This window comes from Thermoflexibacter ruber (assembly GCF_900113045.1).
GTDB lineage: Bacteria > Bacteroidota > Bacteroidia > Cytophagales > Thermoflexibacteraceae > Thermoflexibacter > Thermoflexibacter ruber.
The window spans coordinates 15,177-29,119 of sequence record NZ_FONY01000027.1 but is presented as its reverse complement, the minus strand read 5'-3'; the positions used below and the strand labels follow the sequence as shown (position 1 = coordinate 29,119).

Here is a 13,943-nt window from a genome sequence, read left to right as displayed (position 1 = left end):
TTAATCCCTAAAGAGTCTATTTTTATTGTGGGTTTGCTTATTTTACCCCAAAACCTCCTCCACCAGGCGTTTCTATAATTATCTTATCCCCTGCCTCCATTTCTCTCTTGTCCAAACCTTTCAAAGTTTCTACCGTTCCGTCTTTGCAAATGACATATTGCTTGCCTACTTGTCCGTTTTTTCCACCCTCCAAACCGTAAGGAGCAACTTTTCTATGCTGAGTGAGTACACTTAAAGATACATTTTCCAAAAAAGTAAGTTCTCTAATTATGCCATTGCCTCCTTGCCACTTTCCTTTGCCTCCTGAGTTTTCTCTTATGGCAAATCGCTCTAAACGAACAGGATAGCGTAATTCCAATACCTCAGCATCTGTGATTCTGGTATTGGTCATGTGTTGGTGGACGGCATCGCACCCCTTGAAGCCTTCGCCCGCACCTGTACCTCCACAAATAGTTTCGTAGTAGCCAAAATGCTCATTACCAAAGAGTAAGTTGTTCATTGTCCCTTGACTACACGCCGCCAAACCCAAAGCCTTCAAGAGTGTATCAACCAAACGTTGGCTCGTTTCTGTATTGCCTCCTACTACTGCAGGGCATTGGGAAATATCATCGGGGAAAGCGGGATTCAGCAAGGTATTCTTAGGTATTTTAAGCTGCACTTTCTTCATAATTCCCTCATTGAGAGGAATATCAGCATCTAAAAGCAGACGCAACACATAAATCACTGCACTATTGACAATCGCTGGGGTAGCGTTCAAGTTCCCTTGATGAGTTACAGATGTGCCACGAAAATCAATAAGCACCATATACTCATCGTCTTCATCTTGGCTGATATCTAACTGCACACAAAGTTTTGTTCCATCGTCTAAGTTTTCAGTAGCAGAAAGCAAAACATTCCTTGATACAAAACCACTAAATAGGGCTACTGCAGGAGTTTTCAGAGCAGTAAAATTGTCCAAACTTTTTTGCAAACTTTGAAAAGCATGGTCTTTCAGGGCTTGCATATAAAATTGTATTTTTTCTATACCAAACTTTTGACAAAGTGCTTGTAAGGCATCTATCCCAGCTTTGATAGAAGCCAAAGCCCCGTTTAAGTCCGCTAAGTTTTCGTGGATAGCTCTGGTAGGGAAAGGAGCAGAAAGCAAGATATTTTTTATGCTATCCCATTGAGGCTCAAAGTTTTTAATTAAGTAAGTAGGCGAAATTACTACTCCTTCCTCTGCCAAAGAGGTAGCATTGGGAGGCATAGAACCAGGGCGTTTCCCGCCTATCTCCGCATGGTGCGCTCTATTCGCCACATAGCCAACTAATTGATTATCATAAAATACAGGTGCAATTAAGGTAATATCAGGGAGATGCGAGCCTCCAAACTTAGGGTGATTGGTAATGATGACATCACCTTCTTGCATCTGAATTGTACTTTTCAAAGTTCTTACGCAGATTCCCAAACTTCCCAAATGTACAGGAATATGAGGTGCATTCACAATGAGTTCGCCTTGAGCATCTAATACCGCACAAGAAAAATCCAAGCGTTCTTTGACATTGACCGAAAAAGAAGTACGCTGCAGCAAAGCCCCCATTTCCTCTGCAATATTGACAAAGCGATTGGTAAATAACTCCAAATCAATCGCTTTCAAACTATCATTTTCCTCTATTTGGGTGTTATCAGTTTCTCCAACAACGATATTTTCACTTAATCTCAATACCGCATTATTTGCTTCGTCTATGGTCAGTTCCCAATTAGGCTCTATGAAAATAGTACTATTCTGAGAAAGTAAAATTGCTGTTCCTTTGATACTTGCTCCTGTTTGTAGTTTTTCCCACACAAAAACAGGCGTATCTTGAAAACTTCCTCTACAATAGGTTTGTGTAATTTGCTCACTTTCAGGAAAATAAACAGGAGTATTTTTAGAAAAACTTTGGTTTTGACTTTCCTGTTTCAAAGTAGCTCCAATCACTTTAATAGATTCTATTTCAATGGCTTGTATATCTCCTACCCAATGACCATAGATTTTTTCGTATTTTTTTTGAAAGCTATTTTTGATGGTTTGGGCAGTAATAGTTTCATGCTTAGATACATCAACCTCAATAGTACTATCTTGCCCTTTGAAACGCAGGTAGAGGTAAATATTTTTAATTCCAATTTGTGTTTTATCAAAACCTTCCTTATGAAGGTCTTGGAGTGCTTTGTCTGCTAACTGTTGAATAGTCAGGCTTAATTGGCTTTCAAAATCTTGCAAAAGTTGGAGTACTTGCAAAGAAGCAAAGCGTTCTATTTGTGCCATGCCCATGCCAAAGGCACTGAGCAAGCCTGCCTTGTAAGGAATAATAATTTGCTTGATATTGAGCAAATTCGCTACCCCGCAGGCGTGCTGTCCCCCTGCCCCCCCAAAGGCAAGCAAGGCATAGTCCTCTGGATTGTAGCCCTTGCTGACAGAAATTTTGCGGATAGCCTCTGCCATTTTCTCATTGGCAATTTGCACAAATCCCTCTAAGATTTCTGTTTGTTTCAGTAAATTGCCTGTACTTTCATAGACTTGTTTTTGTACTTTTTCAAGAGCTACTTGGGCATATTTTTTATCAATAGGAATATTAAAATTGTCAGGAAGCAATCGCCCTAAGAGCAAATTTACGTCAGTAATTGCCAATTGCTTCCCAATACCGTAGCAAGCGGGACCGGGATTCGCCCCTACACTCTCGGGACCTACCGTAAGTTTAAAGCCATCAAACTGACAGAGTGAGCCACCTCCTGCGGCTACAGTTTCTATGGCTAAACTTGGGCTAAGTATTTGTATATCATTTATTTTTGTTTCAAATTGGTAGTCAAAACTACCATCATAGCGAGCAACATCGGTGCTTGTGCCTCCCATGTCAAAGGTAATTATTTGTTGAAACCCTGCGTATTTAGCTGTTTCTACTGCCCCAATGATTCCACCTGCGGGACCGCTGAGCAGGCTGTCTTTAGGATTAAAAAAATCTGCTTCTACCAAGCCTCCCGCACTTGTCATGACTTTAAGAGAGTTTTTTGCATCTAAAGAGATATTTTGGGTGGGAAGAAAAATTGTATTTTTTATAGAAGTAAGATAATGATGAATTACAGGTGTAAGATAGGCATTGACTACTGCTGTTTGCGCTCTTGGCAAAATTTTGATGGCATTGGCTAAGTCTGAGGAAAGGGAAACAAAGCTAAAACCTTCTTTTTCCAATCTTTCTTTGAGCAAATGCTCATGACTTGGGTTGAGATAGCTATGCAAAAGTGCAATTGCAATGGTTTCGACTTGCTGAGTTTGGAGCGTTTTTATTATTCTATCTATTTCGCTATCAGTCAAGTGTATTAAAATATTTCCTTTGCTATCCAAGCGTTCTTCTACCTCTATCACATTTTCGTACAAAGGAGCGGGTTTGACAATATTTAAGGCAAAAAGGTGGGGGCGTTGTTGCGTACCAATTTTTAATAAATCTTTGAATCCTTTGGTTATCAGCAAAGTAACTTTTGCTCCTTTCCTTTCCAAAAGTGCATTCGTTCCTTTGGTAGAGCCAAGTCGCATCTGTATAGGGGGGAGTGCTTGATAAAGAGAAGTTTGTGTAGCAATTCTTGCGGATAAAATAGGGGCTTCTTCATTTGCCGTAATAGCAAAATCTAAGGGAATTTTGTTTTTTCCAATAGAAAATCCTTTGTTCAGAGTAAGTGATTGATTTTCAATATCTATCTGCTCAACTATGAGCTTTTCCTCTTGATTAGTGATTGTTTTTTGTAATAAATGAAATTCATAATTTTGGAAAATGTCTTTTGTAGTTTGCCAATGGATTTGAATTTTAAAAGTGTTTTCTGCTACCTGTTCCAAAATCTTCCCTCTCAGGCTTCCATTACTTAATACTTTGATATACTGTTCTTTGCCATCAGGAGCGATGGCGATGCAATCGGTAAAAGTACCTCCTGTATCAATCCAAATTTGCCAAGCCATCATATCTGTTTAATAGGTAAAAAATGAATAAACTAAATCTGCTAATAGGAAAAAACTCAGGGTAGTAATATAAAAAATATTTATCCAAAAAACCTTGAATAGCGTAAACCACCAAGATTGCTGATATACTCTCTTGAAAGCGAAATAATTATACACAATCCATATCAGCACTGACCAGCCAGCAACACTCTCTACCGCATCGTCTGGGATTCCTTTAATATTGGCAATAAGCAAGACAGCTCCTAAAAGTAGATAGTTAAATGATTGAAAATGAAAGGTAAAAACCAGATGCTCGATGTATAATCGCTTGGAAAAAAGGTAAAAAAATTTGAGGTAAAATGCAAGCAGGGGCAGCATAATAATCATCATCAAAGGGATATTCTCCACCACATTTAAAATAAACATAGACAGGTCGTTGCGTCCTATTTTCATAGACTGCTCGGCGGCTTTGATAGCAAAAGAAGTTCTGCTTTTGATACCAACAGAGTCCAAAAATGCCTCTGGCGGGAGGTCTTTTCTGCCTATATATTTGACAAACCTTTGCCAACTCAATTTTTCGTCTGCTCCTAAGCCGACATCAATCATGTCTTCTTCTTCAGACTCTTTGATTGCGTATTTGATAGGAATTTTCCTTTTTTCTATTTCTCGGGCTAAAAAATTAGCTAAGGAATCTCCTCTTAGCTTTTGCGTGTCTATTTCCCATTTCTGAGCAAACTGCTTCATTGTCAGCGTTGTGGTATCTTTTTCTCCAAAAACTACTACTTTTTTCACTTTGTTAGGTTGGGTTCTTTTCTCTGTCAAAGCTAACTTTTTATCGATGATGCTTAAATCAATGGTATGAACAAATACAAGAAAAAATAAAAAATTGACTATCAAATATAAGCGGACAGGGTGGATATGCCCTACTCGTTTACCCTCTAAAAATTCTTTGACCAAATAGCCTGGGCGGAAAAGAAAGGGTAGCAGGCTTCGCCCCAGAAGCATATCAAAATTAAAGTAGTTTAAAATAGTATCTGCTATCAAAGTCCTTAAAGACACTTTGTTGTCTGTATTTTCTTGACCACATTGAGGACAATAATTGTATTTTTTGTCTAATTTTAGCCCACAGTTTAAGCAGTTTTCTCCTTTTCGCAGTTTTTTCATCAGGTACTCTTTAATGGGTTGGTAACTCTTTGCTACATCTTACAAATATACAGGAGATTTTTATAAAAACTGCTTTTATCATATCTCTAACTTGTTTTCCCTGCTTTTCAAAATGTACTTTTTATCTTTCCAAACGAATACACCTTTGATGCCTTCTGGCAGGTGAATTTCTGCCTTCAATTTACCTGCCTGATGTTTAAAGTCAAGATAGATAGCTCCTTTGATAGTATAATTTGTAATAGAAAATTCCTGAATATCCGCTAATTGTGGAGCGATTTCTACTTCTTCGTACCCTGCTTTGAGAGGCTTTACCCCTGCTATGTCTATGTAAAGAGCAAAGAAAGGAGCGATAGAAGCATGACTCCACTGGTTGTTCGTATCAGGTTTGACCTCTAAAAACTCTGCCAAGACGTTGTTAAGTTGTACGGAAGGGGCTTCGTACCACTGCGTTCTAAACTCTTTGAGTAGTATGTCTATGCGCTTACCTTTGGCTAATGCCCAGTACCTCCACACTGCATTGGTTGGGTAAGAAATACCTAATTCGTTAGGTGTTTCAGCAAGTATTTTTATAGCATTATCATCTTGATTTCCAATATTTAATCCATAAAGAACTGCCATGCTCAAAGAGCGGTCGCAGTAGCGAATTTCGTTTTCTTCTCCTATCCAAGGTTTGTTACAAATGTATATTTTCCGCTTCTCGTCCCAGAATTTTTTTTGAGTAGCAGCTAAGACTTTTTCTCCGAAAGCAATTACTTCCTTAGCAAAGGCAGGTTCGTTCATTGCCAAAGCAAGTTTGGAAAGAGCCTCTCTACACATTCCCGCTACGTACAAGCTGAAAGCACATTCTTTATGTTTTTGTTTTTTATAGGCAATATGGTCAATCCAAACCGTCGGGATACCCAAATTTTCTACGGGCATCGTTCCCTCAGGCTTTTGGATACTTTTGAGGTAGTTAAAAAATATTTTTAGGCGAGGATATACTTCTTGGAGTGCAAAAGTATCAGCGTGGTAGAGGTAATAATAGTAACAATCAAAATTGAAGCCTACTCCATGGTCTAAGAGTGGTCCCCACTCTGTAATGCCGATTTCTCGCTCCATAAGACGCGCAAGACGGTCATAGGCGGGCCAAGTATCTAAAAAAAAACCTGTTTTAGTTAGTCCTTGGCTATATGTATTCAAATAGCGCACAAGGATAGGCACATCGCCAAACCCTCGCGCAATGCCATGCAAGATATGTCCTATATCACCGCTGTACTGCTGTCGTTCCCTTGCCATGCCATCTACTATGGTTTCTTGGGAGTTGTTGTAAATAGTATTCACGCAGGCATCAAATAGCTTCTCCAACTTTTTGTCTGAACATTTGAATTGGGGAGGATTTGCAAAGGGATATTCCCTACGCCTCATGCCTACTTCTGAGATTTTAACTGTGCCTTCTGCATTATGTACATGGAGTTGTAACCATCTAAGGCTTTCATAATCAAATATTTCAAATTTATTGATGCCTGCTTTGCAAGTAAATTTGCTCCAAGAATTAAAGTGGGTATTAAGCAAAAAATAGTCGCCTTGTGTGTCATGCCCTTCGTGTACTAAAAGTTCAACGATAGTGCCTTCGGAGGTTTCTATGGTAAAATAAGGAAATCCTACTGACTGAACCTCAAACTCAAAAGTAAGGGCATAAGCTAATTTCTTTTGGGCTTCAAAAACATACTGATTCTCAGTAATAGAGATGACAAAATTTTCACGAGAAGCAGTAAAACAAATAGACTCGGGCATATTGAATTGGAAAAACTCATCAGGAGCAACTTTCCATTTTAGTATAGATTGTTCGGAAAGTTTTTTGATGGGTACAAGGTTTTCTTTGAGCATAGGTACGCTTCTTTGGCGTAACTCTACCTCAGCGAGATTTGCCCCTCCTGCATCGTAAAGGTAGTCCCTTGCCCAAGAGGCTATGACAGGTTTGTCTGCGGAAGCCCCAGCAATACGAGTCGCCGAGTACCATTTTCGCTCTTCCTTTTTTTCATCTAAATAAGAAAGCGTATTCCAGCCATAAGGATACCATCTTGCATCAAACTCCTCTTGGAGGGAGCGCAAATACCAGCGTTTGTACTGCCCTATTCTCCAAGCATCAGCTATGCTGACCTGCCAAGTTTCGTCAGAAATAATACTTGCTTTGCGTCCAGAGGCGTATTCTATGTCCAACTTAAAAATAAAACCCGGCTTGCCTATGGGCATAGTGCCATCACCAAAACCATAGTAAAGTACCTCTACCCCAATGATATTATTCCCTTGAATTAATTTTCCTGTCAAATCCATTGGGTCTGCTTCTGCCCACCTTGGGTCAAAGGGGGCAGGTCCCCACTGTATCCGCTCTGCATTGAGATAAAGTTTGTACCTACTTTCACCTAAAATCCAGCCTGTCGCCTTGCTTACCTGCTCGTTCAAGGTAAAAACTTTCCTGAAAAGTAGGAAAGTATTAGGCAAAGTACGTCCTGCGGGAAGCCAAATCCACTGTGCAGGAGTGAGATTAAGCGGCTTGCCGTAGGTTTGAGAAAGTTGATAATGTACTATGTATTCTGGGGAGAACAATTCTTGTGGCTCTGTTCCTTCCCATTCATCTGCATTGACCTGCTCTGCAAGCAAGGTCAGAGAAGTCCCCGCGGTCAGTTGTTGCAGGAACTTACGGCGATTCGGTTTTAATATCATGTTATTATTTCATTTTCAAGTTTACGAAAGATAGCAAAATTCCTTACATATTCCTGCGATACTGCCCACCTACTTCGTATAAAGCTTGGCTCATCTGCCCCAAAGAACAGACTTTTGCCGCTTCCATCAGGCTTTCAAAGATATTTCCGTTGTTTACGGCAGTGCTTTGTAGGTTTTTCAAGGCTATTTTTGCTTCTTCTGCATGAAAGGCATGGAAGTTTTCTAAGTCTTTGATGGTGAGTTCTTTTTCTTCTATAGTACTACGAATTACCTCTTGTGGGATAATTGTAGGGCTGCCATTAGGGTCAAGAAAAGTATTTACCCCAATGATAGGGAGTTTGCCTTCGTGTTTGAGGGTTTCGTAGTAGAGGCTTTCCTCTTGGATTTTACTGCGTTGGTACATTCGCTCCATCGCCCCAAGTACGCCGCCACGCTCTGAGATATTTCTAAATTCTTGTAAAACAGCTTGTTCTACTAAGTCTGTGAGTTCTTCTATGATAAAAGAGCCTTGTAAAGGATTTTCATTTTTAGCTAAGCCTAACTCGTGGTTGATAATCAACTGAATCGCTAAGGCACGTCTTACACTTTCCTCTGTTGGGGTAGTAATTGCCTCATCATAAGCGTTGGTATGCAAGGAGTTACAGTTATCATAAATTGCATAGAGGGCTTGTAAAGTTGTCCTGATGTCATTGAAAGCGATTTCTTGAGCGTGCAAACTGCGACCAGAGGTTTGGATATGGTATTTGAGTTTTTGGCTTCTGTCGTTGCCTTTGTACTTGTATTTCATTGCCTTAGCCCAGATTCGGCGAGCTACCCTGCCCATGACCGAATATTCGGGGTCCATGCCATTGGAGAAAAAGAAAGACAAATTTGGTGCAAAATCATCAATGTGCATACCTCTGCTTAGGTAATATTCTACAAAAGTAAAACCATTGGCTAAGGTAAATGCCAACTGAGAAATGGGGTTTGCCCCTGCTTCGGCAATATGATAACCTGAAATAGAAACAGAGTAAAAATTTCTAACTTTATGATTGACAAAGTATTCTTGAATATCTCCCATCATTCGCAAGGCAAATTCCGTAGAGAAAATACAGGTATTTTGAGCTTGGTCTTCTTTCAAAATATCAGCTTGCACCGTTCCACGAACTACTTGCAAGGTTTCTGCTTTTATTTTTTCATAGACTTCTCTATCAAGCACTTGGTCGCCTGTTACGCCTAAAAGTAGCAAGCCTAAACCGTCATTACCTTCGGGAAGGGGGGCGTTATATTGAGGTTTCACACCTGACAGGTTTTTAAAACCTGTCAAGTGTAAATTGGCATATATTTCTTTTATCTTTCTTTCCACTTCTTCCAATAATCCATTTTTTCTAATGTAAATTTCGCATTGTTGGTCTATTGCTGTATTCATGAAAAAAGCCAAAATCATAGGGGCGGGACCGTTGATAGTCATGGAAACGGAGGTATTTGGATTGCAAAGGTTAAAGCCAGAGTACAATTTTTTGGCTTCGTTAAGGGTAAAAATGCTTACGCCAGAGTTGCCTACTTTTCCGTAAATGTCAGGACGGCGGTCTGGATTTTCTCCGTACAAAGTTACAGAATCAAAAGCGGTGGAAAGCCTTTTGGCGGGCATTCCCATAGACAAGAAATGAAATCTTTTGTTAGTACGCTCTGCGTTACCTTCGCCTGCAAACATACGCGCAGGGTCTTCGCCTTCTCGTTTGAGTGGGAAAACACCTGCGGAATACGGGAACTCTCCCGCTACATTTTCGGTCAGAATCCACTTCAAAATATCTCCCCAATCTTGATATTTGGGCAGGGCAACTTTGGGAATTTTGAGGTGAGAGAGTGTTTCTGTATAAAGGTCTTGCTCTATGATTTTATCACGTACTTTGAATTGATATTTTTCCGCAGTGAAAAGTGCTTTTGTTTTTGCCCAATTTTGTAGTTTTTGACGACACGCATAGTCTATTTGGGAAACCGTTTTTTCGTATTCCTGTGCTAAGAATTTGACGATTTCTGATTCGTTTTCCAAGTTTTCTATTTTCTCAGGTAATACTAAGACCTGTAAGGTTTTGGAAACCTTGCAGGTCTCGATAGTTCCATATAAATTGTAGGCTTTTCGTGCTAAATGCACTTGCTCTTCTACAAAACGGTCATAGCTATCACTATTTTCTGCAATTTCTGCTAAGTAGCGTACTCGGTTGGGGGGAATGATTACATTTGTTTGAAGTTGATTGAGATTGTTTGCGGTTGTTAATTGTTGGTTGTTTGCCGTTATTAGATTGTCAGACTGTGCTTGGTCATTATTCATTAGTAATTTGTAATTAATACCCAACTTTTCCATGACTTTTCCAAACAAAATATTCATTCCCAAGTCGTTGAATTGGCTGGCGATAGTTCCGTACACAGGCAGGTCTTCATCTTTGCCTTCCCAATAGTTGCGGTTGCGGCGATACTGCTTTCTCACATCTCTGAGGGCATCAAGCGAGCCTCTTTTATCAAACTTATTAATTGCAATCAGATCTGCAAAATCCAGCATATCAATCTTTTCCAGCTGCGTAGCTGCCCCGTATTCGCTGGTCATGACGTAAAGAGAAACGTCAGCGTGTTCGGTAATTTCTGTATCGGACTGCCCAATGCCCGAAGTTTCTACAATAATGAGGTCAAAACCTGCCGCCTTGCAGATGTCTATGGCATCTTTGACGTACTTGCTTAGTGCCAGATTGGACTGACGAGTCGCCAAAGAACGCATATAAACTCGCTGATTATTAATGCTATTCATACGGATACGGTCGCCAAGCAGTGCGCCTCCCGTTTTGCGCTTGGAAGGGTCGACAGAGATAATAGCTACGGTTTTTTCTTCTGTGTATAAAAGAAACCTACGTACCAACTCATCTACCAAAGAGGACTTACCCGCCCCGCCTGTGCCTGTGATGCCTAATACAGGGGTTTGCGATGGCTTGAACGGTTCGCTGTTGCGATGGTTTGAAGTTGTTGGTTGTTGGTTGTTAGTTGTTGATTGCTCATTGTCAATTGATAAATGTTCCCTGATTTTTTCGTATTGGTCAGGATAGTTTTCTGCCAAGCTGATGAGTTGGGCAATGAGCTGATGATTTTGAGGATTGAGTATTTTATTGGGCGTTGTCATGGCGTTTTGGAGTTATGAGTGAAATAGTTAGTATTTCACGTACTTCATACCGAGAGATAATACGTGAAATAATGCACAATCATCTTTTCATGTGTTATCACATGAAAAGCCAAAGTATTATCTATGCAAAAGTAGGAAATTTATCCTAATCTAACGAATGGATTTACTTAGCAAAAATTTAAGGATTTCTACTTATGATTTTTGAGCAAATGATGCTATTGGCTGGCAATGAAAAACCTTGTAATTTTGTAATATCAAAAATGATATTTAGAGGCAGTAAAAATGCCTTGAAAATATTTATTAAGGGGGTAAATTTGAAACAAATGACATTCAGTCCTTTTGCTTTGCGGAGGGACTGTTTTTTTTGTTAATGCTTTCTATATTATCTTTAAAAACACTTCTTTGTTTACTATTTAATACGTATTATCCACAATTCGATGAATAACCTCGTCAAGTTCGCGGGCGGATTTGTCCATTTTGTCAAGTACTTCTATATTAAACTCATCTGCGGGGTCTTCTCTGTTAAACAAGGCAACCAAACCTAAAATATTTGCCAGAGGACGGCGAATTTCATGTGAATTAAGACGGGCTATTTCGGCAAGTTGTTCGTTTTTCTTTTCTAACTCATTGATATAGTTTACTTTATCAGTAATATCCTGAGCAAAGCCGAGTATTTTGGTAGCGTTACCGTAGCTATCTCTTTCAAATACCAATTCTTTACTTTCAAACCATCGGTACTCGCCGCTTCTGTGACGAATACGATAGGAAAAAGCATTTAACTCGTTGTCTTTCATAGACATAGAATGTCGAATATTTGCTGCTACGTTGGGGTAGTCTTCGGAATGATAGAGGCTTAAAGAAAAATCAGGCTGATTGATGAATTCTTGTTCACTGTATCCTAACAAGTTTCGTACTTCTCTGCTCATGTACTCCATGCCTAAGGTTTCTACGGACATAATGTAAATAATGACCGAGATATTGTTCATTATTTTTTCTAAGAGTTCGTACTTGTCTTGTAAAGTCAGGAGGTTTTCGTTTTTTATCATAAATCTTAATATAGCTTAATTCATACGCTTTTAGGTTCTATTTTATTAGGCTTTTAATCTAATTCCATGCTCCAAAATTACGATTTTGCCCTGTTTATACAAGTTCCCTATCAATCTTTTAAATGTTTTTTTGCTCATTTGGAACTGTTTTTTTATTTCCTCTGGGGAGCTATTGTCGCCGTAAGGGAGGAAGCCACCGTTTTGCTGGAGATTTTTCAAGATGATTTCTGATTGGTCTTTGATACCCTCAAAACCTTCTTTGCGCAAGCTAAGGTCTATTTTTCCGTCTTCTTCACGAATATTTTTAACATAGCCTTTGATTTTTTCACCAATAGTTAGTTCTTTAAAAACTTCATTTTTATATAACATTCCTGCGTAAAGATTGTTTACGATGCACATAATTCCAAGCGTAGTAAACTCATATACTAAAAGATGTACTTCCTCTCCTATCTGTAAGTTGCTGGTATCTTTTTCTAAGAACGAGCCTAACTTTGCTACCCCAAGTAGGCGGTCAGTACGCAAGTCCAAGCAAACCCTAACTACGTGCTTTTCGCCCACTGCCATAGGTTTATGTTGCTCTTTGATAGGCACGAATAGGTCTTTTTCTAAGCCCCACTCCATAAAAGCCCCCATTTTTGTAACTTCTTTTACTTGCAAGCAGGCAAATTCTCCCTCTTGGGCATAGGGCTTCAAAGTCGTAGCAATGAGGCGGTCTTCGGAGTCCGAATAGATAAAAACTTCTACCTTACTGCCAATAGTAGTGCCTTGGGGAATGTATTTGTTAGGCAATAAAATCTCGCCTCTGTCCGAGTCCAGATACAAACCTTGTGGCGTTTTTTTTACTACTTTAAGTGTATTGAACCTGCCTATTTTAAGCATAAAAAGTGTAATATTGATGTAATATTTTATTTTGTTTAACTTAAATCCTTTAAAATTAAACACTTTTGTTTAATTTTTTTACAAAAATTTTGCGTAAAATTAGGATTTTAATTCAACAAATCTTACTTTTGTTCTGTAACAAAATTAATGTTCCGTTTTAGTCCCATTAGTTTTGTTCGATGAACGGCTGACTTTTTGAAAATATTATGGAATATTTCTTCTGTAATATCTTTCCAGTCGTTCTTTTTCATTTTAGCTAAGTCCTCGCTTGGCTCAAATTGAGGCTCTTGATGCGGTTTAGCAAATCTGTTCCAAGGGCAAACATCTTGACAAATATCACAACCAAATATCCAGTTCTCAAATTTTCCTTTGTAATCCTCTGGAATTTCGTCTTTTAACTCAATGGTAAAGTAAGAAATGCACTTGCTTCCATCAACTACATAAGGGCTTACGATAGCTTCCGTAGGGCAGGCATCTATGCAACGCGTGCAAGTCCCACAATAATCTTTGGTTGGGGCATCAACTTCCAATTCTAAGTCTAAAATCAACTCTGCCACAAAGAAAAAACTACCCCTTTCTCTATTAAGTAGATTGGTATGTTTCCCTATCCACCCTAAGCCACTTTTTGCCGCCCAGACTTTGTCCATGACGGGAGCAGAATCTACAAATACTCTCCCGCTTACCTCCCCTATTTGGTCTTGGATAGCTTTGAAAAAAGTTTTTAACTTATCTTTGATAACAAAGTGATAATCAGCTCCATACGCATATTTAGAAATTTTTAGCGTTTCGTCAGTGTGCAGTATTTTTTTAGAAGGATAATAGTTGTAAAGCAAGGAAACTACTGACTTTGCATCGGGAACGAGCAGGCGCGGGTCAAGCCTTTTGTCAAAGTGATTTTCCATGTAGCTCATTTGTCCGTGCATTTTTTGGTTGAGCCATTTTTCCAAGCGAGGGGCTTCCTCTTCCAAAAATTCAGCTTTGGAAATTCCACAAAAGTCAAAACCTAATTCTTTGGCTTTTTGCTTAATAAAAGTTGTATAATCCTGTTTTTTAAGCATTT

The 13,943-nt window shown here is 39.2% G+C and carries 6 protein-coding genes and 1 pseudogene; all 7 read right to left on the bottom strand.

Annotated features, from left to right (window positions below; genetic code table 11):
- Positions 1 to 37: 37 nt before the first annotated feature.
- Positions 38 to 3,967, bottom strand: a complete 3,930-nt coding sequence (locus BM141_RS14730) for a hydantoinase B/oxoprolinase family protein (protein WP_091547982.1) — start codon at positions 3,965 to 3,967, stop codon at positions 38 to 40.
- 6 nt (positions 3,968 to 3,973) lie between these two features.
- Positions 3,974 to 5,107, bottom strand: a complete 1,134-nt coding sequence (locus tag BM141_RS14725) for a DUF3667 domain-containing protein (RefSeq protein WP_091547980.1) — start codon at positions 5,105 to 5,107, stop codon at positions 3,974 to 3,976.
- A gap of 78 nt (positions 5,108 to 5,185) precedes the next feature.
- Positions 5,186 to 7,810, bottom strand: coding sequence for an alpha-L-rhamnosidase-related protein (locus tag BM141_RS14720; protein WP_091547979.1), 2,625 nt, complete (start codon positions 7,808 to 7,810; stop codon positions 5,186 to 5,188).
- Between the two features lie 43 nt (positions 7,811 to 7,853).
- Positions 7,854 to 10,763: pseudogene (locus tag BM141_RS14715) on the bottom strand (methylmalonyl-CoA mutase family protein); the annotation flags it as partial.
- A 608-nt stretch (positions 10,764 to 11,371) separates the two neighbouring features.
- A complete protein-coding gene (locus BM141_RS14710; protein WP_091547975.1) occupies positions 11,372 to 12,004 on the bottom strand; it encodes a PAS domain-containing protein in 633 nt (210 codons plus the stop codon).
- Between the two features lie 45 nt (positions 12,005 to 12,049).
- Positions 12,050 to 12,883, bottom strand: coding sequence for a CvfB family protein (locus tag BM141_RS14705; protein WP_091548074.1), 834 nt, complete (start codon positions 12,881 to 12,883; stop codon positions 12,050 to 12,052).
- Between the two features lie 122 nt (positions 12,884 to 13,005).
- Positions 13,006 to 13,941, bottom strand: coding sequence for a tRNA epoxyqueuosine(34) reductase QueG (gene queG / locus BM141_RS14700; RefSeq protein WP_091547973.1), 936 nt, complete (start codon positions 13,939 to 13,941; stop codon positions 13,006 to 13,008).
- Positions 13,942 to 13,943 lie beyond the last annotated feature (2 nt).